The organism is Streptomyces sp. NPDC025618, assembly GCF_055558795.1.
In genome coordinates, this window is record NZ_JBVHLW010000022.1 from 66,433 (window position 1) to 87,502 (window position 21,070).

General features: G+C 73.6%; 18 protein-coding genes. 5 read left to right on the plus strand and 13 right to left on the minus strand.

What is annotated here, in order from left to right; all coding sequences use genetic code 11:
• Positions 1-3 precede the first annotated feature (3 nt).
• Positions 4-867, plus strand: a complete 864-nt coding sequence (locus ACZ4A5_RS19535; protein WP_467585182.1) for a hypothetical protein — start codon at positions 4-6, stop codon at positions 865-867.
• A gap of 13 nt (positions 868-880) precedes the next feature.
• Here the strand turns inward: ACZ4A5_RS19535 and ACZ4A5_RS19540 are convergent, their stop codons facing one another.
• The 5 genes from ACZ4A5_RS19540 to ACZ4A5_RS19560 form a co-directional block, all read right to left on the minus strand.
• Positions 881-1,225: an MmcQ/YjbR family DNA-binding protein gene (locus ACZ4A5_RS19540; protein WP_467585316.1), complete on the minus strand. Its 345-nt coding sequence runs from the start codon at positions 1,223-1,225 to the stop codon at positions 881-883.
• 60 nt (positions 1,226-1,285) lie between these two features.
• Positions 1,286-1,792, minus strand: coding sequence for a ribonuclease FAU-1 family protein (locus tag ACZ4A5_RS19545; RefSeq protein ID WP_467585184.1), 507 nt, complete (start codon positions 1,790-1,792; stop codon positions 1,286-1,288).
• A gap of 147 nt (positions 1,793-1,939) precedes the next feature.
• Positions 1,940-2,812: an esterase/lipase family protein gene (locus ACZ4A5_RS19550; RefSeq protein ID WP_467585189.1), complete on the minus strand. Its 873-nt coding sequence runs from the start codon at positions 2,810-2,812 to the stop codon at positions 1,940-1,942.
• 151 nt (positions 2,813-2,963) lie between these two features.
• Positions 2,964-4,079 carry a DNA polymerase Y family protein gene (locus tag ACZ4A5_RS19555; RefSeq protein WP_467585193.1) on the minus strand — a complete coding sequence of 372 codons (1,116 nt, stop codon included), beginning with the start codon at positions 4,077-4,079 and terminating at the stop codon, positions 2,964-2,966.
• Entirely contained in the window at positions 4,076-7,501 is a 3,426-nt protein-coding gene (locus tag ACZ4A5_RS19560; protein ID WP_467585197.1) for a DNA polymerase III subunit alpha, read from the minus strand. Before ACZ4A5_RS19560 ends, ACZ4A5_RS19555 begins: the two co-directional genes overlap by 4 nt.
• Positions 7,502-7,655: 154 nt before the next feature.
• Here ACZ4A5_RS19560 and ACZ4A5_RS19565 point away from each other — a divergent pair, with 154 nt between their 5' ends.
• Both ACZ4A5_RS19565 and ACZ4A5_RS19570 read left to right on the plus strand, forming a co-directional pair.
• Positions 7,656-8,690, plus strand: coding sequence for a YhgE/Pip domain-containing protein (locus tag ACZ4A5_RS19565; protein ID WP_467585202.1), 1,035 nt, complete (start codon positions 7,656-7,658; stop codon positions 8,688-8,690).
• Positions 8,691-8,840: 150 nt separating this feature from the next.
• Positions 8,841-9,728 carry a terpene synthase family protein gene (locus ACZ4A5_RS19570; protein WP_467585207.1) on the plus strand — a complete coding sequence of 296 codons (888 nt, stop codon included), beginning with the start codon at positions 8,841-8,843 and terminating at the stop codon, positions 9,726-9,728.
• On the opposite strand, the gene ACZ4A5_RS19575 is transcribed toward ACZ4A5_RS19570, so the two are convergent.
• The 4 genes from ACZ4A5_RS19575 to ACZ4A5_RS19590 are packed head-to-tail and all read right to left on the minus strand — an operon-like array spanning position 9,708 to position 15,224.
• Positions 9,708-11,429: a dipeptide ABC transporter ATP-binding protein gene (locus ACZ4A5_RS19575; RefSeq protein WP_467585210.1), complete on the minus strand. Its 1,722-nt coding sequence runs from the start codon at positions 11,427-11,429 to the stop codon at positions 9,708-9,710. The genes ACZ4A5_RS19570 and ACZ4A5_RS19575 overlap by 21 nt on opposite strands.
• Positions 11,426-12,418, minus strand: a complete 993-nt coding sequence (locus ACZ4A5_RS19580; protein WP_467585217.1) for an ABC transporter permease — start codon at positions 12,416-12,418, stop codon at positions 11,426-11,428. Before ACZ4A5_RS19580 ends, ACZ4A5_RS19575 begins: the two co-directional genes overlap by 4 nt.
• Position 12,419: 1 nt before the next feature.
• Positions 12,420-14,204 carry an ABC transporter substrate-binding protein gene (locus ACZ4A5_RS19585; RefSeq protein ID WP_467585220.1) on the minus strand — a complete coding sequence of 595 codons (1,785 nt, stop codon included), beginning with the start codon at positions 14,202-14,204 and terminating at the stop codon, positions 12,420-12,422.
• A gap of 48 nt (positions 14,205-14,252) precedes the next feature.
• Entirely contained in the window at positions 14,253-15,224 is a 972-nt protein-coding gene (locus ACZ4A5_RS19590; protein WP_467585222.1) for an ABC transporter permease, read from the minus strand.
• A gap of 414 nt (positions 15,225-15,638) precedes the next feature.
• Here ACZ4A5_RS19590 and ACZ4A5_RS19595 point away from each other — a divergent pair, with 414 nt between their 5' ends.
• Complete coding sequence (locus ACZ4A5_RS19595) at positions 15,639-16,115, plus strand: subtilase-type protease inhibitor (protein ID WP_467585225.1); 477 nt, start codon at positions 15,639-15,641, stop codon at positions 16,113-16,115.
• 166 nt (positions 16,116-16,281) lie between these two features.
• On the opposite strand, the gene ACZ4A5_RS19600 is transcribed toward ACZ4A5_RS19595, so the two are convergent.
• Both ACZ4A5_RS19600 and ACZ4A5_RS19605 read right to left on the minus strand, forming a co-directional pair.
• Positions 16,282-17,196: a slipin family protein gene (locus tag ACZ4A5_RS19600; protein WP_467585228.1), complete on the minus strand. Its 915-nt coding sequence runs from the start codon at positions 17,194-17,196 to the stop codon at positions 16,282-16,284.
• A 175-nt stretch (positions 17,197-17,371) separates the two neighbouring features.
• The gene (locus ACZ4A5_RS19605) at positions 17,372-18,295 is read right to left on the minus strand and encodes a S1 family peptidase (protein ID WP_467585231.1); all 924 of its coding nucleotides are present in this window, start codon (positions 18,293-18,295) and stop codon (positions 17,372-17,374) included.
• Between the two features lie 228 nt (positions 18,296-18,523).
• Between ACZ4A5_RS19605 and ACZ4A5_RS19610 the strand changes: the two genes are divergently transcribed.
• Positions 18,524-18,658 (plus strand): hypothetical protein, encoded by a 135-nt coding sequence (locus tag ACZ4A5_RS19610; protein ID WP_467585234.1) that lies wholly within the window; start codon positions 18,524-18,526, stop codon positions 18,656-18,658.
• Between the two features lie 28 nt (positions 18,659-18,686).
• Here the strand turns inward: ACZ4A5_RS19610 and ACZ4A5_RS19615 are convergent, their stop codons facing one another.
• Both ACZ4A5_RS19615 and ACZ4A5_RS19620 read right to left on the minus strand, forming a co-directional pair.
• Positions 18,687-20,009: an NtaA/DmoA family FMN-dependent monooxygenase gene (locus ACZ4A5_RS19615; RefSeq protein WP_467585237.1), complete on the minus strand. Its 1,323-nt coding sequence runs from the start codon at positions 20,007-20,009 to the stop codon at positions 18,687-18,689.
• Positions 20,006-21,052: an LLM class flavin-dependent oxidoreductase gene (locus ACZ4A5_RS19620; protein WP_467585240.1), complete on the minus strand. Its 1,047-nt coding sequence runs from the start codon at positions 21,050-21,052 to the stop codon at positions 20,006-20,008. Before ACZ4A5_RS19620 ends, ACZ4A5_RS19615 begins: the two co-directional genes overlap by 4 nt.
• Between the last annotated feature and the right edge of the window lie 18 nt (positions 21,053-21,070).

Below are 21,070 nucleotides of genomic sequence, written 5' to 3' on the forward strand. Positions count from 1 at the left end.
GGGATGGGCGAGGCGACAGGCACCGGCGCGGCGGCGGTGGGCAGGACCCCGTTCGACGACCTCTACAGCCGGCCGGACCCACGGGCCTACTTCCGGGTGCTGGGGGCGCTGGGCTACCGAACGCCCCACCATGCCCAGCCTCTCTTCCGGCGCCTGGCCGCAGACCGGACGGCGGGAGGGGGGCCGGGGCCGGCGGGCGTGCTGGACATCTGCTGTTCCTTCGGCATCAACGCCGCCCTGCTCAATCACGACGTGACGTGGGACGAGCTCCACGCCCGCTACACCTCACCCGAGGCCGAGGCCCTCACCACCGCCGCGCTGATCGCCGACGACCGCGCCTTCTACGCCGCCCGCAGACGGCCCGACGCGGTGCCGGTGACCGGCCTCGACACGGCCGCCCCCGCCCTCGGCTACGCGGTCGCGACCGGCCTGCTGGAAGAGGGCTTCGCCGAGAATCTCGAAACCGCCCCGCCCTCCCCTGCGCTGTGCCGCGCCGTGCGCGGCACCCGTCTGATCACGGTCACCGGCGGAGTGAGCTTCCTGTCCCCCCGCACGTTCCGGTCACTCCTGGCCGCCGCCGAAGTCCCGCCGTGGGTGGCCGCGTTCGTGCTGCGGACCGGCTCGTACGACCACATCGCGGCGGCCCTGGCCACGCAAGGGCTGGTCACCGAGAGGAGCACCGCCACCTTCCCGCAGCGCCGCTTCACCGACGAGCGGGAGCAGCGCTACGCGGTGGACGCGGTGGCGGCGACGGGGGAGGACCCGCGCGGTAAGGAGACCGAGGGCTGTTTCCACACGTCCCTGCACCTGTCGCGGCCCCCGGCCGATGTGGCGGCCCTCCCGCTGACGGCCCTGCTGCGGGACTGACCTCCGCCTGCCGTCAGGCGTCCGCGTCCGCCTCTGCGTCCGTGTCTGCGCCTGCGCCTGCGCCTGCGTCGAGCAGCCGCTCCGGTGCCGCCTGCCGCCAGGAGTCCACGATGATGTCGCGCAGTTCGTCCAGGTCCTCCAGTGCGGCGAGCCGCACCCGTACCCACGAGGAACCCGCCTCGTGCGGCGGGACCCAGAACTTCTCCGGCTCCGCGGCGATCAGCTCGGCGCGCTCGTGCCTGGGGCAGCGGACGGCGATGGACGTCTCGTCGTCGGGGACCGTGATGTACATCTTCCCGGCGACCCGGAACGTGGGCATGCTCCACGCCTCCTTCTCCGCCGTCTCCGGAAGAGCCATCGCGATACGCCGGACATCATGGGAATCGATCACGGACAACACCTTAGACAGGCGTTCCGGTCAGCGCGCGCCGCAGGTGAGCAGCCCGGCGAGCCCTTCCTCACGGGCCAGCGCCTCCAGTGCGTCCAGTGCCTCGAGGGCCCGGGCCGCCGCCTCGGGGTCGCGGTCCCGCAGGCCGCTCTCCTCGAACTCGTCCTCGTCCAGGCGCAGCACCGTGCCGCCGTCGGCCGAGACCCAGAGGTCGAGGTCGAGGTCCTCGACGACCAGGGCGCGGTCACCGACGACCGCGGGGCGGGTGATGTCGCAGTACCAGCCCTTCAGGGTGCCGTCGGCGGACCGGACCTCCTTGACCGCGTACCAGCGGTCGCGCCAGTAGTGCTCGGTGAAGACGTCGCCGTGCTCGAAGCGGACGAAGCCGAAGTCCCGGTCCGCCGCGCCCGCCCACGGCGCGCGGACGGCGAGGTGGGTGCCGTCGTCGTGGATCACGGCGGCGGGGTAGCGCACCTTGGTCCGCGCCCTCTTCGTCAAGGTGACCGTCACGTCGCCGCCCGCCGTCAGAACTGCCATGGTGCTCTCGATTCCGTGCTCTTCGCCGTCAGGTCCGGCGGCAGCGTCTCCCGGTGGCGGGCGCCGGGTCCAGCGGTTTTCCGCGGGCCGTGGTGAAGTGCCCGGAGGCGCCCGGGACTTGCGCCGGGCGCCCGGGTCGCGAGCCGGTCAGCTCAGCATGGTCTTGCAGGTGGTCGGGGTGGCGTTCGCCGGGTCGAGGGCGTTGGCCGTCTCGTGGAAGGCGAGGCGGTCGATCGTGCCCAGGGTCAGGTGCAGGGAGATGTCGACCGGGCAGAGGTCCTGGACGACGACGTTCCGCACGTTCGGGCCGGAGAGGAACCCGGAGGTGTAGGGGGTGACGACCTCGTCGTACTTCGTGGCGATCACGGTGTAGTTGACGCCCGGCACGGTGTCGCCGCCCTCGTTGAGGCGGCGCATGAAGTCCGAGCCGACGATTTGGTCGGTGAGGCCGGGGGTGAGGTTCTTGAGGACCCCGCGCGCGCCGGGGACGACGTCCAGGAGCTTGGTCAGGCCGGACAGCGTCGTGCCCTGGTTGTTGGGGGCGATGCCCACGAGGGTGCCCACCTTGGGCGCGCCGCCGAGGAACTTGAGGTAGTAGCGGGGCATCATCCCGCCCTGGGAGTGGCCCACGACGTCGACCTTGGAGGCGCCCGTCCGCGCCAGCACCGCGTCGACGAACGAGGCGAGCTTGCCGGCCCCCTCCTCGACCGGCCCGAGGCCGTAGAAGGCGGGGATGCCGAGCACTTGGCCGTAGTCGAAGGAGTAGACGCAGTAGCCCCGTTGGACCAGATACGGCGCGAGGGAGAACCAGTTGTCGGTGCCGTTCTCCAGCGTGCCGTGGACGAGGACGACGGGCCGCGGGTGCGCGGCCGAGGGCTTGCAGGAGTCGTTGTTCCAGCCACTGGTGACCGGCGCGGCGTGGGCCGGGGTGGCTGTCGCGAGCGTCGGGGCGACGGCGGCCGCCAGGGTCAGCGCCAGTGCGGGCAGCAGGGCACGGAAGGGTCTGCGGCGCAGCTTCATCTGGACTCCTCGCAGGTGGGGGGTGGGCACACCGGACCGGCACCGGTGGGTGGGATTACCGGCGCGTTAAAACGGCGTGAACTTACTTGCGAGTAGGGTGCGGGCGGATCTTGCATTCGTCAAGCAAATGGACCGAGTTGGACAGAAAGATTCACGCCACGCCCAGCGTCGCCGCGGGCCCCACGGAACCCACCCCGAAGCGCGCCCGCGCCCGGTCGACGGCCGCCTCGACACGGCGCGCCTTGTCGTCGGCGGGGTCGAAGGTCAGCTGGTACGGGGCGACCCCGGCCGGGCCGACCCCCTCCGCGCGCAGCGCCACCGCCCGCACCCGGGCCCGCTGCAGGCCGAGCGCCGCGTGCAGCGCGTACGCGGTGGCGGTCAGCACCGGGGTGTGCGCGGTCGGTTCGGCGAAGGATCTGGTGCGGGTGGTCGAGGAGCCGTCGGCGTAGCGGACGGTGAGCGTCAGCCCGCGGGCGGTCTGCTCGCCCTCCCGCAGCCGCGCCCCGAGCCCGTCGGCGAGCGTGAGCAGGGCGCGGCGCCGGTGGCCGTCGTCCAGTTCGTCCCCGGCGAAGCGGTGCTCCGCGCCCATCGACCGGGCCCGCTCCCCCGGCGTGACGGGCGTCGGGTCGAGGCCGCGCGCCCGCTCGTGGATCCGCCGGCCCGCGGCCGCCCCGAGGATCCGCTGGAGCGCGGGGAGCGGCGCGGCGGCGATCCGGCCGACGCTGTCGAGCCCGTACGAGCACAGGGTGCGGGCGGTCGCCGGGCCGACGCCGTACAGCGCGGCGGCCGGCTTGCGGGCGAGGAAGGCGGCCACGGCGGCGGGGTCGCCGGGGAGCGCGCGCACGGCCCCGGGCGGGCCGTCGTGCGCGGCCATCCGGGCCAGCATCGGGTTGGCCGCGATGCCGACCGTGCAGTCGGCCTCGTACCGCGCGAGCGCGCGGACGCGCAGCAGGCCGGCGAGCTCGGCCGGGTCGTGCGCGAAGTAGCGCACGGCGCCGCGGACGTCCATCAGCGCGGCGTCGGGAGGCAGCGCCTGGACGACGGGCGTCACATCGGTGAGCAGGGCGAGCAGGCCGTCGTACGTCTCCTCGTCGACGGGCGCGCCCCCGGTGGGGTGGAAGTGCACGTACAGGACGGTCGTCTCCCCCGCGCCGGACAGCGCGCTCGTATGCGGGACGGGCTCGATCGTGCCCGGCGCCGGGGCTCCGGCGGCAGGGCTCCCGGTCGCGGGGAGGGGCGGGACGGGGGAAAGGCGGCGCTCGGTCATCGTCCCGCGCTCCCCGGGCTCGCGTGCCACAGCTTCCGCCCGGTGGGCGCGCCTTCACCCGCCGGGCGGAGGTCGGCCCAGGGGTGCATCGCGTAGCCGGTGGACAGGTGGATGCGGCGGGCCGGTGCCGCGCCGGACGGGCCCGCGGGGCTCGCCAGCAGCTCGGCCACGGCGCCCAGGCCGCCCTCCGCGCGGAGCCTGGTGAGCTCCGCGAGGTCCCACGCCGCCGCGCCCACCACGCTGAGGCTGCGGGGGCCGCGCCGCTGGACCACGCCGCGCACGAGCAGCAGCCAGGAGTGGAAGACGGTGTGCGCGCACCGCTCGTGGCTGTCGTCGAAGAAGGCGCAGTCGACCAGGCCCGTGCCGTCGTCCAGGGTCGTGAAGATGACCCGCCTGCCCGAGCGGACCGGCGGGGTCTGGGTGGCGGCCTTGGCGCCCGCGACCAGGACGGTCTCGCCGTGCCGCGCGTCGCGCAGCCGCTTCGCCGGGAGGGCGCCCAGCTCGGCGAGGAACGCCCGGTGGTCGGACATCAGATGGCGCGAGGCGTCCATGCCGAGCACGCTCAGCTCGGCGCCGAGGCGCTCCTCCGCGTCGAGGTCGGGCAGGCCGACGGGCGCGGCGCGGGCGCTGTCGGCCAGCGTCGGCTGGTCGGCGGAGCCGCGCCGCCGCCGGTGCAGTTCGGCGATGTGCAGCAGCAGGTCACGGCGGTTGGGGCCGAAGGCGTCCAACGCGCCGACGCGCGCGAGCCGTTCGGCGACGGGCCGGGCGGGGCGGGCACGCTGCCACAGGTCCTGGAGCGAGGTGTAGGGCTGCCCGGCGACGATCCGCGCCGTCTCGGCCTCGGTGATGCCCCGCACCTCGGAGAGCGCGAGCCGGATCCCGAATTCCCCGGACACCAGTTCGATCCGATAGGCGGCCGCCGACCGGTTCACATCGAGCGGCAGCACCGGCACCCCGCGCCGCCGCGCGTCCGCGAGCAGCAGCCGCTTGGGATACATCCCCGGGTCGTGCGTGAGCAGCCCCGCGTAGAAGGCCGCCGGGTGATGGGCCTTCAGCCAGGCCGACTGGTAGGTCGGCACCGCGAACGCCACGGCGTGCGCCTTGCAGAAGCCGTAGCTGCCGAACGCCGCCACGATCTCCCAGGTGCGGCGGACGGTGTCGGGGCCGTGCCCGCGCCCGGCCGCCTCCGCCGCGAACCACGCGCGCACCCGGCCCACCAGCTCCGGGTCCGACAGCGCGCGGCGCGTCTCGTCCGCGAGGTGCCGGTCGCAGCCGGTCATGATCCGCAGGATCTCGATGATCTGCTCGTGGAAGACGACCACGCCGTAGGTCTCGCGCAGCGTCTCCGCGAGGTCCGGGTGGGGGTAGCGCACCGGCGCGCGCCCGTGCCGGGCCTCGACGAAGGGCCGCACCATGTCGGCGGCGACCGGGCCCGGCCGGAAGAGCGAGATGTCGACCACCAGGTCGTGGAAGGTCGAGGGCTGGAGCCGGCCGATCAGGTCCCGCTGGCCGGGCGACTCGATCTGGAAGCAGCCGAGGGTCTCGGTGGAGCGGATCAGCTCGTACGTCGCGGGGTCGCCCGGCCGCACCTGCGCGGGGTCGTCCAGGTCCACCCGGCGGCCGGTGGCCCGCTCGATCTCCGCCACCGCGTACGCCATCGCCGACTGCATCCGCACGCCCAGCACGTCGAGCTTGAGCAGCCCGAGGTGTTCGACGTCGTCCTTGTCGAACTGCGCCATCGGGAAGCTCTCGCCGCTGGTCGGCACGACCGGCGTGCGGGCCCGCAGCGTCGCGTCCGAGAGCAGCACCCCGCACGGGTGCATGGCGATGCCGCGCGGCAGTCCGTCCAGCGCCTCGACCAGCTCCCACAGCCTGCCGTGCTCCTCCGCCGCCACGCCGCGCAGCTCCGGCAGCTCCTTCAGGGCGGCGCGGGCGTCCCGGGCCCGGATGTGCGGGAAGGACTTCGCGAGCCGGTCGACCTCGGCGGGGCCCATGCCGAGGGCGGCGCCCACGTCCCGTACGGCGTGCCGCACCCGGTAGGTCTCGGGCATGGCGACGGTCGCCACCCGGTCCGCGCCGAAGCGGTCGAAGATCGCACGGTAGACGTCCAGGCGGCGCGCGGACTCCACGTCGATGTCGATGTCGGGCAGCGCGGTGCGGCGGGCCGACAGGAAGCGCTCCATCAGCAGCCCGTGTTCGACGGGGTCGGCGTGGGCGATCCCGAGCAGGTGGTTGACCAGGGAGCCCGCGCCGGAGCCGCGGGCGGCGACCCGGATGCCGAGGGCGCGGGTGTCGTCGACGACCTGGGCGACGGTGAGGAAGTACGAGGGGAAGCCGCGCTGTTCGATGATGCGCAGCTCGTCGTCCAGCCGGTCCCAGTAGCGGCGGTCCCGGCCGTGGCCGCGCAGCACCAGGGCCCCGGCGCAGCGGGCGCGCAGCACGCGCGCGGCGGTGCGGTGCCCGGCCCCGACCAGGTGGGGTTCGGGGAAGTGGACGGAGCCCAGGCCCAGGTGGTCCTCGGGGTCGACGAGGCACGCGGCGGCGGTCTCCTCGGTCAGGGTGAGCAGCCGGTGCGCGGCGGCGCGGCGGAATCCGGCGGCCTCCACGACCCGCTCGGCGACGGCCGCCATCTCCCGCGGGCCCTTGAGCCAGCGCTCACCGCTGTCGAGGGGCTTGCGGGGGTCGATCGGCACCAGCCGGCGGGCCGCGTCGAGCACATCGGCGACGGGCCCCTGGCCGGGGTCGGCGTAGCGAACGGCGTTGGTCAGCACGGGGCGTACGCCCTGTTCGGCGGCGAGGCCGAGGGTGCGGGCGGCGAGCCGCAGCGAGCCGGGTCCGGTGCCGGTGCGGCCGTGGCAGACGACCTCCAGCCGCAGGCGGTCACCGAACATTTCCCGCCAGGGCGCGAGCAGCCGCGCGGCCCGGTCGGGGCGCCCGGCGACGAGCGCGCGGCCGATCTCGGAGGAGGGGCCGAGGAGGACGGTCAGGGGCGCCCGGATGCCGGTGGCGGCGGCCGCGAGGTCCTCGTGGGCGAGCTCGGGGCGGCCGCCGGCCGCGTGCGCGGCGGAGACCAGCCCGCACAGGGCCGCCCAGCCGGCCGCGCCGTCCCGGGCGAGGAAGGTCACGCGGGGCGCGGACTCGTCGACGAAGGCGCCGCCGCGCACGGGGGTGCGCCGGCGGACCGTGGGCCCGGGCGCGGGGGTCGGCTGCCGTACGGCCAGGTCGACGCCGAACAGCGGCCGCACCCCGGCCGGGGCGGCCGCCCTGGCGAACCGGACCGCTCCGGCGAGGCTGTCGCGGTCGGTGAGGGCGACGGCGTCCATGCCGCGCTCGGCGGCGCGCTCGGCGAGGCGCTCCGGGTGCGCGGCGCCGTACCGCATCGAGAACCCCGATGCGGCGTGCAGGTGCGTGAACCCCGCCATCGCACCTCCTGCCGCTCGCTCACCCCCTGGCTGATTTCCGCCCTCCCTATCCACCATAAACCACTCGCTCGAACATTCGTACGAACACGGCGGACGGTCGCCCGAACGGCCCGCAGCGCCTGCGGCCACCCGCCCGACCCCGCACGCTCGGGACATGGACCACACCCCGGCTGACAGCCCCCGCCCCACCTTCGCCGAGGAAGCGCGGGAGGCGGTGACCGTCCGCGCGGCGCTGCTGGTGATCGGCGCGCTGGTGCTCCAGCTCGCGTTCATCACGTCCTACATCGGCGCCTTCCACGCCCCGAAGCCGAAGGACATCGCGCTGGGCGTCGTCGCCCCGCAGCAGGTGAGCGGGGAGCTGGTGCGGAAGCTGGGCGCGCTGCCCGGCGGCCCCCTGGACGCGAGCGCGGTCCGCGACGAGGCGGAGGCGCGGCGCCGGATCGGTGACCGCGACCTGGAGGCCGCCCTGGTCGTCGACCCGCGCGGCACCACCGACACCCTGCTTGTCGCCGGGGGCTCGGGCGCCTCGCTCGCCCAGGCCACCGAGGCCGTCGTCACCCGGGCCGAGGCCGCGCAGCGGCGCTCGCTGAAGGTCACCGACATCGCTCCGGCCGATGCGGGTGACGCGCGCGGCCTGAGCTCCTTCTATCTGGTGGTGGGCTGGTGCGTGGGCGGCTATCTGTGTGCCGCGATCCTCGCGATCAGCGCCGGCGCCCGCCCCGCGAACCCCCGGCGGGCGGGCTTCCGCCTCGCCGCGCTCGCGCTCTACGCCGCTGTCGCGGGCCTGCTCGGCGCCGTCATCGCGGGCCCGGTGCTGGGCGCGCTGCCCGGCAGCGTCCTGGGCCTGTGGGGGCTGGGGGCCCTGGTGGTCTTCGCCGTCGGCGCCACGACCCTCGCGCTCCAGGGGCTGGCGGGAATCATCGGCATCGGCCTGGCCATCGCGATCGTCGTGGTCCTCGGCAACCCCAGCGCGGGCGGCGCCTATCCCTACCCCCTCCTCCCGCCGTTCTGGCGCGCCATCGGCCCCGCGCTCCCGCCCGGCGCGGGCACCTGGTCGGCCCGCTCCATCGCCTACTTCCGCGGCAACGCCCTGACGGGCCCCCTGCTCGTGCTGTCGGCGTGGGCGGTGCTGGGGACGGCGGTGACGCTGACATGCGCGGCGCTCCGCCGGAACGCGACGGCGCGCTGAGCCACAGGGCCCGCGACCGCCGCGACACGAGCCTCTTCCCGGGGCGCGCAACCCCCAACGCGCGCCGTGTAGTGCGCGGATGAGCCGTGGTGCAGGTACGCGTCCGGGTAGAACCTCATCCCACCCAGAGCACTACCCGGTGAGGAACGCATGTCCAGCAGCCCGGTGTCCGCCCCCCGCGTCAATCCGCACGGCGCGGAGGCCGCCGCGTTCGTCGAGCGGTGGGTGCGGCGGACAGGGCTCACGCAGTCCTTCTCCGCGCAGCGGCGCTTCCGGAAGGCGGGGTGCGCGGCGTTCGCGGCGCGGGTGATGCCGGACGCCGAGTGCGGGCGGTTACAGCGGGGGGCCGCGTGGCTGGCGTGGTTCTTCATCCTCGCCGGGCGCTCCGAGGAGTGCGGGGCGGGCGGGCCGCCGCCGCCCTACGCCGACGCCCTGCTCGACTTCCTGCCGGTGGACCTGGGCCGCACCCCGCCACCGCGCACGGCCCTGGAGCGGGCCCTGGCCGATGCCTGGCGGATGACGGCCCCGGCGATGTCGCCGCGCTGGCGGGGGCGGTTCGCCGCGCACTTCGGGGAGTTCGTGGACGCCTGGCTGCTCACGGCCCGGAGCCCGGCCCGGCCGCTCCTCGACCTCGTCGAGTACACCAGCGGATACGAAGTACCGCCGGAGATCGCCGGCCTGGCCTCGATGGACGGCCTCGTCCGTGCGGCCGTGCTCGCCTGCCCCGGCGAGCGGGAGCTCTCCCCCGGCTTCCTCGCCTCCCGCGCGCACGCGCTCCGTTCCGCCCGCTCCGGCCTCGCGGCGGACCTGGCCCGCCGCGGCCTCCCGCCCGCCGCGCTGGCCTACGCCGACGCCCTCTCCGCCTGGCTGGACGGCCTGCCCCGGAGCCCCGGACTCCCGGCGCGGGAGCGCAGGATCAGCCTCACCGAGGACATCACCGGCTCCCCCGTCGACCTCCTGCGCCCCCGGCGCCCGGCGTCGCCACCCGCCCCCTCCCCGGGCGGCGACGCCGGGGCCCTACATGGTGGCCGCGAGTAGCTCACGCGTGTAGCCGGCCTTCGGGTCGTCGAAGACCTCGTCACGCGGGCCGCTCTCCACCACCGTCCCGGCCCGCATGACGGCGACGCGGTCGCAGAAGTGACGTACGACGGCGAGGTCGTGCGACACGAAGAGCAGGGAGAGCCCGAGCTCGTCGCGCAGGTCCATCAGCAGGTTGAGCACCTGGGCCTGCACGGACACGTCGAGCGCGGAGACCGGCTCGTCCGCGATGATCAGCCGGGGGCGCAGGGCGAGGGCCCGCGCGATGCCGATGCGCTGGCGCTGGCCGCCGGAGAACTCGTGCGGATAGCGGGCCAGGTGCGCCGCGTCCAGCCCCACCTGCCCGAGGAGTTCGGCCGCCCGGTCGCGGCGGGCGGCCGCGTCCAGCGAGGTGTGGACGCGCAGGGGCGTGGTGACGATCTGCTCGACCGTGCGGCGGGGGTTGAGCGAGGCGTACGGGTCCTGGAAGACGAGCTGCGCCTCGCGGCTCAGCGCCTTGCGCGTGGCGGGCAGCGCGATGTCCCGCCCGTCGAACCGGGCGACTCCGGCGGTGGGCCGCCGCAGCCCCGCCAGCACACGCGCCGTCGTCGACTTCCCGGACCCCGACTCCCCCACGAGCCCGAGGGTCTCCCCCTGCCGCACCTGAAGGCTGACCCCCCGAACGGCGACGACGGGCTCGGCCCTGCGCCACGGCGAGGTGCGGCGGCCGGGGAACTCGACCGTGAGATCGACGACTTCGGCCAATACGGCACCGGTGCGGCCCCTGACCGGGGCCGCGCCGGATTCCGCCGTCGCGGCGGAGAGACGCGAACCGCCCGCCCGCCCCACGACACCGGCGGACACCACCGCCGCCCCCTCTTCGGCAACGCTCGCAGCGGCCGGCTCCGGATCCTCCACCGTCGGCAGCCGCGTCCCCGGCACCGAGGAAAGCGTCGGTGCCGCGCCGATCAGGGCACGGGTGTACGGGTGCGCGGCGTCCACGAGCAGCTTGCGGGTGGGGCCCGACTCGATGCCGCGCCCGCCCCGCATGACCAGCGTGCGATCGCACATCTCCGCGACGACGCCCACGTCGTGGGTGATCAGCAGCACCGCCGTGCCGCTCTCCCGCGCCAGCTCCCCCATGAGCGCGAGCACCTGCCGCTGCACACGCGCGTCCAGCGCCGTCGTCGGCTCGTCCGCCACCAGCACGTCGGGAGAGTTGATCAGCGCCATGGCGATCATGACGCGCTGCCGCATGCCGCCGGAGAACCGGTGCGGGTAGTCCCGGGCGCGGGCGGCCGGGATGCCGACCCGGTCGAGCATGGCGGCCGCCCGCTCGCGCGCCTCGGCCCGCCCCGACCGCGCGTGCAGCCGGTATGCCTCGGCCAGTTGCGCGCCCACCGTGTGGAAGGGCGACAGCGCGGCCAGCGCGTCCTGGAACACCATGGCGATCCGCGCGCCCCGCAGGCTCCGCAGGGCGGACTCGGGCGCTCCGACGACCTCGGTGCCGCCCACCGTGATGCTGCCCGTCACCGTCGTACGGGCCGGGTCGTGCAGCCCCATCGCGGCCAGCCCCACCGTGGACTTGCCGGAGCCCGACTCCCCGACCAGACCGAGCACTTCACCGCGGCCGAGGCCGAAGGAGACGCCGTCCACGGCGGTCACCGGGGAGCCGCGCCCGGCGAAGGAGACGGTCAGGTCGCGGACGTGCAGGACGCTCATGCGAGCCTCACCCTCGGGTCGAGCCAGGCCACCACCAGGTCGGCGAGGGCGACGAAGAGCACCACGAAGAAGGCGGCGAGCAGGACCGTGCCCACCACCGTCGGCAGGTCGTTCTGGACGACGGAGTCGACGGCGAGCTTGCCGACGCCGCCGAGGCCGAAGACGGTCTCGGTGATGAACGCCCCGCCGAACAGGGCGCCCGCCTCGAGGCCGAGGAGCTGCACCAGCGGCGCGGCCGCGCCGCGCGCCGTGTACTTCAGGTGGGCGCGCAGCACGCCGAGCCCCTTGCCGCGCGCGGTGCGCACGTACCCCTCGTGCATCGTCTCCAGCATCTGGGAGCGGGCGAGGCGGGCGAAGACGGCGGCGTTGACGAAGCCGAGGACGAGCCAGGGCAGCGCGAGCCCGGCCGCCCAGGCCGCGGGGTCGTCGGCGAAGGGCACATAGCCGGGCACCGAAAGGACGCCGGTGGTGTAGACGAGGAGATATTGCAAGGCGTAGCCGAGGAAGTAGATCTGCACGCTGGCGCCGACGAGGGTGAAGCCGGACAGCAGCCGGTCGGTGACGGTGCCCCGGCGCAGGGCGGCGGTGAAGCCCGCGCCGATGCCGAGGACGACGATCACCGCGAGCGCGCCGCCCGCGAGGGACAGGGTCACCGGGAAGCGGTCGCCGATGGCGTCGAGGACCGGCTGGTGGAGGGTGTAGGAGTAGCCGAGGCAGGGCGCCTGGCAGTCGATGGGGCTGCCGTCGACGTCGGCGATGGTGCGGCCGGCGACGAGTCCGCGCAGGTAGTCGGTGAACTGCCCGGTGAGCGGCTGGTCGAGGCCCATGCTGTGGCGCACGGCCTCGACCTGGGCGGTGTCGCACTTGGGGCCGCAGGCGATGAGGGCGGGGTCGGAGGGCGCGGCGTAGAAGAGCCCGAAGGCGACGGCGGTGATCGCGAGGAGCACCGCCACCGCCTGGAGGGCCCGCCGGAGAACGTAGGCGATCACGTCAGGACTTCTTCACATAGAGCGCGGCGGCCGCGATGGAGCCGTAGATCGGGTGGATGGCGGCGCCGCCGATGTCCCTGCCGCGGAACTGCGTGACGCTGGTGTAGAGGAAGGGCACGACCGGCACGTCCTTCATGACGACCTGCTCCAGGTCGATGAGGGCGGCCGCCTTCTGCCGCGCGTCACCGATGCCGGCGATGCGCTCCAGTTCCTTGTCGACCTGGGGGTTGCTGTAGCGGATGGAGTTGGCGAGGGCGTCGAGCTTGCTGTGGTAGCTGTCGGGCAACAGCGTCGAGGGGGTGGGCCAGTCCACGGAGTTGGTGGAGATCCACAGGTCGTAGGGGGCGTCGCCGCGGAAGACCTGGTCGTTGAAGGCCGCCTTGTCCATGGGCTTGGTGACGAGCTTGATGCCGGCCTTGGCGAAGGCGTCGACGAGGACCCGCGCGAGGCGGTCCTTCTCGGGGGCGTCGCTCTCGTAGGCGTAGGTCAGCGTGGTGACCTTGGTCTTCGCCCTGGCGAGGTGCTCCTTGGCCTTCTCGATGTCGCCGCCGGGCCTGACCGGGTAGAGGTCGTACTTCTTCCATCCGACGACGGCGGGCGAGGAGAGCGTGGTGGCGAAGTCGCCGAGGCGGGGGCCGCCGAGGACCTGGCGGGCCTGTTCGCGCGGGAAGAGGTAGTGGATGGCCTTGCGGACCTCGGGGTCGGTGACGCGGTCGTTCTTGATGTAGAGGTCGCTGGTGTAGGCCCCCTGGCTGCCGGGGACGAGGAGTTCCCGCTTCCTGGGGTCGCGCTGGGCCTCGGCGTAGAGCTCGGGCGGGACCTCGTTCTTGGTGGTGACGGTGCCGGCGCCGTCGCCGCGGCCGTTGAAGACCTCCTGCGCGGTGTTGAGGATCTTCTTGCCGAAGGTGAACTCGAAGCGGTCGGGGTACTGGTGGCGGATCGGGTCGGTCTCCGGCTTCCAGTGCGGGTTGCGCTCCAGGGTCAGGCTGCGGTTCTGCTTGTGCTCGGCGATCCGGTACGGGCCGCTGGCGAACGGCTTCACGTCGTAGTCGGTGCCGGTGTCCTTGTCCTTGCGGACGGGGGACGAGGAGGACTGGGCGGCCATGTAGGGCACGTCGGACTGCGGCCGGGGGAAGTGGAAGACGACGGTCTTGTCGTCCGGGGTCTCGATGGCATCGAGGTCGCCGTCCTTGGGGCCGCCGTACTTCCGCACGGCGGTGGTGCGGTCCTCGGAGCCGGTCAGCCACTCGGGCCAGTAGGTGGGGCCGAGCTCGAAGCCGGGCCCGAAGGTGCGCTCGATGCCGTATTTCACCTGCTCGGCGGTGATCGGCTGCCCGTCCTCCCAGGCGATGCCATCCTTGAGGCGGTACGTCCAGGTGCGGCCGCCGTCGGAGGACTGCCCGGTGTCGGTGGCGAGGTCGCCGACGAGCTTGGGCCTGCCGTCCACCACCTGATACTGCGTCAGCTGGCGGCCCCACAGCAGGGACGTGCTGTAGGACTCGCCCGCGTAGATCTTCTGCGGGTCGAGGTGGCTGTAGTCGTTGAGGTTGGCGATCCTGACCGTGCCGCCGGACCGCGCGCCGGGCTCGGCGGGGGCCGGGCCCCGGCTGTCCTCGGCGGTGCCGAGGGTCGCGGTGAGCCGCTTGCCGCTCCTGACCGCGTCCGCGCCGCCCTTCCCGCCGTCCGCCGCCCCGGAGCCCGCGCCCGCCGAGCAGGAGCACATCAGCATGACGGCGGCGGTGGCGAGAGCCGGCAGGGCTGCGGTGCGCGTGCGAGAGCGGGGCATGGTGAACTCCGTTGATCGGAAGGTGCGTTGTGAGACTGCGGTGCGTGGTCAGCGGGCGGTACGGGGGTCCAGCGCGTCCCGTACCGCGTCGCCGAGGAGGTTGAAGGCGAGGACGAAGACGAGGATGGCCACGCCCGGGAAGACCATGTACGTGGGGTCGTCGTAGAAGACCTCGGAGCCGCGGGAGATCATGCGGCCCCAGTCGGGTATGGGCTCGTTGATGCCGACGCCGAGGAAGGACAGCGCGGCCTCGGCGGTGACGATGCCGGGCACGGCGAGGGTGATGTGGACGAGCACGGGCGCCCAGACGTTGGGCAGCAGCTCGCGCAGGACGATATGGCGGCGGCTCGCGCCGACGGCCCGTGCCGCCTCGACGAACTCCCGCTCGCGCAGGCTCCGCACGGAGGTGCGCAGCACCATCGCGAGCGGCACCCAGCCGAAGGCCGAGAAGACCAGGATGAGCGAGGTGAACTGCATCCAGGCGGGCTCGTTCTCACCGGCTCCGACGAAGCGCGTCTGGATGACGGGGCTCAGCGCGAGCAGCAGCAGAAGTGTCGGAAAAGCAAGCATCACATTGCATACGAATGTGAAGGCGCGGTCCGCGAGCCCGCTGAGATAGCCGACGGTCACACCGAGGACGACGCCGACGACGGCGATCACGGTGACGGAGGCGAGGGCGACCAGCAGCGAGGTGCGCATGCCGTAGAGCAGCTGGGTGAGCACGTCGCGGCCGAGGCCGGGCTCGATGCCGAACCAATGGTCCGCGGAGATGCCCCCGTTGGGCAGGACGGGCAGGCCCTCGGCGCTGAGCAGGCCGGGTTCGTTCTGCCCGTAGTGGTCGGTGGGGTTCTTGCCGTAGAGGGCCGCGAGGAGCGGCGCGGCGAGGGCGAGCAGGGCGCAGAGAGCGACAACGAAGAGGGCCGCCATGCCCGTTCGGTCACGCCGGAAGGCCCGGCAGGCGGCGGCGAAGGGGCCTCCTGAAGGCGTTCCTGGGGGTCCTCCTGAGTGCACTTCGGCCATTTGCTGCCGCGCTCCTGAATCGCTCCGGCCGCCGCTCGGTCATCCGGCGGGCCTCTTTTCGGCCTGGGAGCGGGGGTCGCCCGTCCCGGGGTGCGGATCATTAGATCCGATGATTCACAGGACGGCAAACCATCTTTTTGAAGGCCACTTGGTTAATTCATCGTCGATTACAAGGAATCTTCGCTGGTCAACATCCCTGTAACATTAATTCCCGCCTTTCTCCCCTAAAACGGGCATGCGACCGGACCCCACCCCGCCCGGGACGACTCTTGCGAGACCTGCCTCACACCAGTTCAGGCCACTACTCAGGGTTTTCAACCAGCGACTGAAAGTGTCCGTTCGGTGTGCGTTCATGCTCAACTTGGGCAAGACTCCGGTCCGTTATCCGAAACCACACACAAGGGAGCGTTCGGAATGCGGTACATCACTGGAGGGTTCGCACTGGGGGCCGCGCTGGCACTGGGCGGCCTGGTGGCGGCCGGGACGTCGACGGCCGCGAGCGCCGCACCGGCCCCCGCCCCCGCACCGGCGGCACACGCGCAGAGCCTGTTCCCGACGAGCCTGTTCGCGCCCTCCTCGCTGGTCCTGACGATCGGCTGGGGCGAGAACAGGGACAGCTCCGCGGTGCAGCGCGCCGTCACCCTGACCTGCATGCCGAAGGCCGCCGGCACGCACCCGGACGTCAAGGGCGCCTGTGACCAGCTGCGCGCCGTCGACGGTGACTTCGACAAGACGGTCGCGCTCAAGGCCGACACCTACTGCACCAAGGAGTGGAACCCGATCGTCGTCACCGCCGATGGCGTGTGGCAGGGCAAGCGGGTCAACTACGAGCACACCTTCGCCAACCCGTGCATGAAGCGGGCGTCCCAGGGCACGGTCTTCGAGTTCTGACAGGCCCGGCCCGAAGGAGCACGCGGCCCCCGGACACCGTGGAGGTGTGTCCGGGGGCCGTGGCTTGTGTGATGCCCCGCCCAGGGGACCCGCAACCGCCCGGCGGCCTCTAGTTCCCCATCCGGACGGTGACTTGCGGCACACCCGCGCCCGGCAGGGTTCAGGTTCAGACCTGCTCCGCGCCCGTCCCGTCCGGCGGGAGCTCCAGCCCGTCCCGCGGGATCTCCGCCCCCTCCCGCGCCACGGCCGGCTCGTCCCGCACCGCGGCCGGCTCGTCCCGCGTCACGGTCTCGGGGTGGCCCGGCTTCGCCGGGGCCGGCTCATGACCGGCGCGCTCCAAGAAGCGCAGCAGCTCGACCGGGAAAGGGAGCACGAGGGTGGAGTTCTTCTCCGCGGCCACCGCCACGATCGTCTGGAGCAGCCTCAGCTGGAGCGCGGACGGCTGCTCCGACATCGTCGCCGCCGCCTCGGCCAGCTTCTTCGACGCCAGGAGCTCCGCGTCGGCATTGATCACGCGCGCCCGCCGCTCCCGCTCCGCCTCCGCCTGCCGCGACATCGAGCGCTTCATCGTCTCCGGCAGGGAGACGTCCTTGATCTCGACGCGGTCGATGTGCACGCCCCAGCCGATGGCCGGGCTGTCGAGCATCAGCTCCAGGCCCTGGTTGAGCTTCTCGCGGTTGGAGAGGAGGTCGTCCAGGTCGCTCTTGCCGATGATCGAGCGCAGCGAGGTCTGGGCCATCTGGGAGACGGCGAAGCGGTAGTCCTCGACCTGGATCACGGCCTCCGCGGGGTCGACGACCTTGAAATAGACGACGGCGTCGACCCGCACCGTGACGTTGTCCCGGGTGATGCCCTCCTGGGCGGGCACCGGCATCGTCACGATCTGCATATTGACCTTGCGCAGCCGGTCGACACCGGGGATGACCATGGTGAACCCGGGTTTCCTGACCTCCGGGAGCAGGCGGCCGAGCCTCAGCACGACGCCGCGCTCGTACTGCTTCACCACGCGGGACGCCGCCGCCGCGTACACCAGGCACGCGGACCCGGCACCCGCCGCCGCCACTACCAGTTCCTCGACCATGGCACGACCCCTTGCCCTGCGTGTCGGGTGTCACATTCCACGGTAGGCCCGTACCGGACCAAGGTCGAGCCCCCGGCCCGGGGGTCCGGGCCGGGGGCTCCTTCCGCTGCTGGCCGCAAGGCTTGGGGAAGGGCCGTGCTCGCTCGCGGTCAGGGGTCCGTGCGGGTCCCGGCGATCAGGAGATGCTGACGCCGTACGCCTTGAGCGCCGGGCCGACCGGCTGGAAGAAGGTCGTGCCGCCCGAGGTGCAGTTGCCGCTGCCGCCGGAGGTCAGGCCGAGGGCCGTGGAGCCGGCGAAGAGGGCGCCGCCGCTGTCACCGGGCTCGGCGCACACGTTGGTCTGGATCAGCCCGCGGACGACCTGGCCGTTGCCGTAGTTGACGGTCGCGTTCAGGCCGGTGACCTTGCCGCCGTGCACATGGGTCGTGGAGCCGCTGCGCTGCACGGCCTGGCCGACGGAGGCGTTGCCCGCGGAGGTGATGCGCTGCGAGCTGCCGTTGTAGAGGTCGACGGCGCTGGGGTGGGCGACGGAGCCGTTGGTGTACTGCACGATGCCGTAGTCGTTGCCCGGGAAGCTGGTGCCGGTGGTCGGGCCGATGCTCGTGCGGTGCGCGGCGTCGGTGTAGTAGGCGGGCTTGCCCTGGGTGCAGTGACCCGCGGTCAGGAAGTAATAGGTGTTGCCCTTGCGGACGTTGAAGCCCACGGAGCAACGCCACGTCGGCGCGTAGATGGCGTCGCCGCCCGCGAGGTACTTCGTGAAGGTGCCGGGGGTGCGCTCGACGCGTATGGCGTCGGCGGCCGGGCCGGCCTGCTGTCTTATCCTCGCTATCGCCGCGTCGGAGACGCTCGCGTCGGCGGTGACGACGACGGTGCCGCTGCTCGCGTCGGTGACCCACGCGGTGCCCGCGACGTCCGCCGCCTGCACGGCCGCGCTCGCGGCGGACAGCTGGGCGGCGGAGTGCCGCACGTCAGTGGAGCCGCCCTGGGCATGGGCGTTGGTGGCGACGAGGGCGGAGGCTGCGAGCAGCCCCGCGGCCACGGCGATACGCCGGGCCCGTCGGGTGGGGGTGCGGTGGGGGGATGTGCGCTCGGTCCTCACGTCGTCTTCCTCCCGTGGGGGGTCTGGTGAGGCGCCGCCAAGGGGACACAGCTCTTCCACATTCCGCGTGCCCCTGACAAGCACTTCCGGCGAGTATTCGCGGGCGGCGACGCCTCGCGCAAGAGCATCTTTCGGACGACCTTCGTCCAACTGCCTTTTAGCTGAAGGGAGTTGATGACTCCGGTACGGGCCCGGCCGCGACCCCGGCCATGGGCGCCGCACTCGGCGGTGCTCCCGGGAACCGCGGCCGCCGTCCACGACGCGGCCCACCTCCCGGGCCGGGGCGCCGACGCGCTGACCGCCACGGCCGAGCCGAGGGCGTACGCGGGGCGCGGTATGCCCGTCCTCGGCCTCGACCGCTGACGGCCGCGCGTCAGCGCCCGCACAGCCGTCAGTCCTTCCTTTCGGGCCACGACAGCCCGAGGTGGTCGCGGAGGGTCGGGCCCCCGTACTCCGCGCGGAAGGCACCCCGCTCCTGGAGCAGCGGCACGACGCGGTCGACGAAGTCGTCGAGCCCGCCCGGGGTGAGGTGCGGGATGAGGATGAAGCCGTCGGCGGCGTCCGTCGTGACGAACTCGTCCAGCTGCGCGGCGACGGCCTGCGGGGTGCCGATGAAGGACTGCCGGCCGGAGGTCTCGATCACGGTCTGCCGGATGGAGAGGCCCTTCGCCTCGGCGACCGCGCGCCACCGGGCGGCCACGGCGAGCGGGTCGCCGATCTTGACCCGGCCCTGGGCGAGTTCGCCGTCGGGGTCGGGGTCGATGTCGGGGAGCGGGCCGTCGGGGTCGTAGGCGGAGAGGTCGCGCCCCCACACCTGCTCCAGGGTGAGCAGCGCGGTCTGCGGGGAGATCTGCTGTTTGCGGATCTCGGCGGCCTTCTCCTGGGCCTCGGCGGCGGTGTCGCCGAGGACGACGGTCACGCCGGGCATGATCTTCAGGTCGCCGGGGGCGCGGCCGTACGCGGCGAGCCTGCCCTTGACGTCGGCGTAGAAGGCGCGGCCGGCCTCCAGGGTGCCGTGCCGGGTGAAGACGACGTCGGCGGCGGAGGCCGCGAACTCACGGCCCTCGGCGGAGTCGCCCGCCTGGATCACCACGGGGTGGCCCTGGGGGCCGCGCGCCACGTCGAACTCCCCCGCGATGCGGAAGTGCCGGCCCTCGTGGGCGAAGGGGCGGGGCCCGCCGCGGGCCCCCGGGGAATCGGGCGTCCAGGAGTCCCACAGCTCGCGGGCGGTGGCGACGAACTCCGCGGCGCGGGTGTAGCGGTCGGCCCGGTCGAGGTAGCCGCCGCGCCGGAAGTTCTCGCCGGTGAAGGCGTCGGAGGAGGTCACCACGTTCCAGGCGGCGCGCCCACCGCTGAGGTGGTCCAAGGAGGCGAGGCGGCGGGCGAGTTCGTAGGGCTCGTTGAAGGTGGCGTTGACGGTGGCGGCCAGGCCGAGCCGGTCGGTGACGGCGGCCAGGGCGCTGAGGACGGTGAGGGACTCGGGGCGGCCGACGACGTCGAGGTCGTGGATGCGTCCCTTGTGCTCGCGCAGCCGCAGCCCTTCGGCGAGGAAGAAGAAGTCGAAGAGGCCGCGTTCGGCGGTGCGCGCGAGGTGGACGAAGGAGGAGAAGTCGATCTGACTCCCCGACGCGGGATCGGTCCAGACGGTGGTGCTGTTGACGCCGGGGAAGTGGGCGGCGAGGTGCATCTGCCTGCGTCCGGTGCGGCTGGTCATGCGGTCTCCCTCGCGGTGGCGTAGCGGTTGGCCGGGCGCGGCAGGCACAGGTGCTCGCGGAGCGTGCCGCCGGGGTAGAAGGAGCGCAGCAGCCCGCGGTGCTGGAGCACGGGTACGGTCCCGTCGACGAGCAGCGGGAGATCACGGTCGGGGTTCTCCGGCCGGAAGTGGAAGCCGTCGACGACGCCGTCCGCGTACCAGGCCCCGGCCAGGTCGGCGAGGGCCACGGCGTCGGCGGCCGCGTGGAGCGCCACGCGCAGGGAGGCGAGGACGACGATCCGCCCGGGGTCGCGGCCGAACGCGCGGGCGCGGCGGCGCAGTTCGTCACGGACGGCGCGGACGGCGGCCGCGGCCGCCGTGCTGTCCGCCGTGCCCTCGACCCGGACGTACGCGACATCCGCGCGGCGGGCGGCGGTCGCACGGGGCAGGGGGTCGGTGGCGTCGACGGCGATGACGGGGTGGCCCTGCGGGGGCCGGGGCACGATGGAAGGGCCGCGGACGCTGAAGTCGGTGCCCTGATAGTCGACGTAGTGGAGCTTGTCGCGGTCGACGAAGCGGCCGGTGGCGACGTCGCGGATCTCGGCGTCGTCCTCCCAGCTGTCCCAGAGCCGGGTGACGACGTCGGCGACCTCGTCCGCCTCCTGCCACAGTTCGGGTGCGGGCGCGGCGGGCTTGCGGCCGAAGTGGCGGGCGTCGGCCTCGCCGGTGGAGACGTCGACGGTCCAGCCGGCCCGGCCCCGGCTGACCCAGTCGAGGGTGGAGACGGCACAGGAGACGTGGAAGGGCTCGGTGTGCGTGGTGGTGACCGTCGGCACCAGCCCGATCCGCTCGGTGACGGGCGCGATCCGCGCGAGGACGGCGAGGGCGTCGAGGCGGCTCTCGCCGCGCCGGGGCGGGCCGAGGGTGTCGCCGAGGGTGACGAAGTCGAACTTGCCGTGCTCGGCGAGGCGCGCCGTGCGGGCGTAGGGCTCGGCGTCCCGGGCGTCGGGCCGGTCGAGGGCGACGGCCAGGTGGAGCGGCCGGGTGGGTACGGGTGAGGACATGGGGTTCCCTGAGGTGTG

What these genes read in the sequence shown, in the direction of transcription:
- ACZ4A5_RS19535 (WP_467585182.1), top strand. Translation starts at nt 4, where the DNA reads ATGGGCGAGGCGACAGGCACCGGCGCGGCGGCGGTGGGCAGGACCCCG.
- ACZ4A5_RS19540 (WP_467585316.1), bottom strand. Translation starts at nt 1,225, where the DNA reads ATGGCTCTTCCGGAGACGGCGGAGAAGGAGGCGTGGAGCATGCCCACG.
- ACZ4A5_RS19545 (WP_467585184.1), bottom strand. Translation starts at nt 1,792, where the DNA reads ATGGCAGTTCTGACGGCGGGCGGCGACGTGACGGTCACCTTGACGAAG.
- ACZ4A5_RS19550 (WP_467585189.1), bottom strand. Translation starts at nt 2,812, where the DNA reads ATGAAGCTGCGCCGCAGACCCTTCCGTGCCCTGCTGCCCGCACTGGCG.
- ACZ4A5_RS19555 (WP_467585193.1), bottom strand. Translation starts at nt 4,079, where the DNA reads ATGACCGAGCGCCGCCTTTCCCCCGTCCCGCCCCTCCCCGCGACCGGG.
- ACZ4A5_RS19560 (WP_467585197.1), bottom strand. Translation starts at nt 7,501, where the DNA reads ATGGCGGGGTTCACGCACCTGCACGCCGCATCGGGGTTCTCGATGCGG.
- ACZ4A5_RS19565 (WP_467585202.1), top strand. Translation starts at nt 7,656, where the DNA reads ATGGACCACACCCCGGCTGACAGCCCCCGCCCCACCTTCGCCGAGGAA.
- ACZ4A5_RS19570 (WP_467585207.1), top strand. Translation starts at nt 8,841, where the DNA reads ATGTCCAGCAGCCCGGTGTCCGCCCCCCGCGTCAATCCGCACGGCGCG.
- ACZ4A5_RS19575 (WP_467585210.1), bottom strand. Translation starts at nt 11,429, where the DNA reads ATGAGCGTCCTGCACGTCCGCGACCTGACCGTCTCCTTCGCCGGGCGC.
- ACZ4A5_RS19585 (WP_467585220.1), bottom strand. Translation starts at nt 14,204, where the DNA reads ATGCCCCGCTCTCGCACGCGCACCGCAGCCCTGCCGGCTCTCGCCACC.
- ACZ4A5_RS19590 (WP_467585222.1), bottom strand. Translation starts at nt 15,224, where the DNA reads ATGGCCGAAGTGCACTCAGGAGGACCCCCAGGAACGCCTTCAGGAGGC.
- ACZ4A5_RS19595 (WP_467585225.1), top strand. Translation starts at nt 15,639, where the DNA reads ATGCGGTACATCACTGGAGGGTTCGCACTGGGGGCCGCGCTGGCACTG.
- ACZ4A5_RS19600 (WP_467585228.1), bottom strand. Translation starts at nt 17,196, where the DNA reads ATGGTCGAGGAACTGGTAGTGGCGGCGGCGGGTGCCGGGTCCGCGTGC.
- ACZ4A5_RS19615 (WP_467585237.1), bottom strand. Translation starts at nt 20,009, where the DNA reads ATGACCAGCCGCACCGGACGCAGGCAGATGCACCTCGCCGCCCACTTC.
- ACZ4A5_RS19620 (WP_467585240.1), bottom strand. Translation starts at nt 21,052, where the DNA reads ATGTCCTCACCCGTACCCACCCGGCCGCTCCACCTGGCCGTCGCCCTC.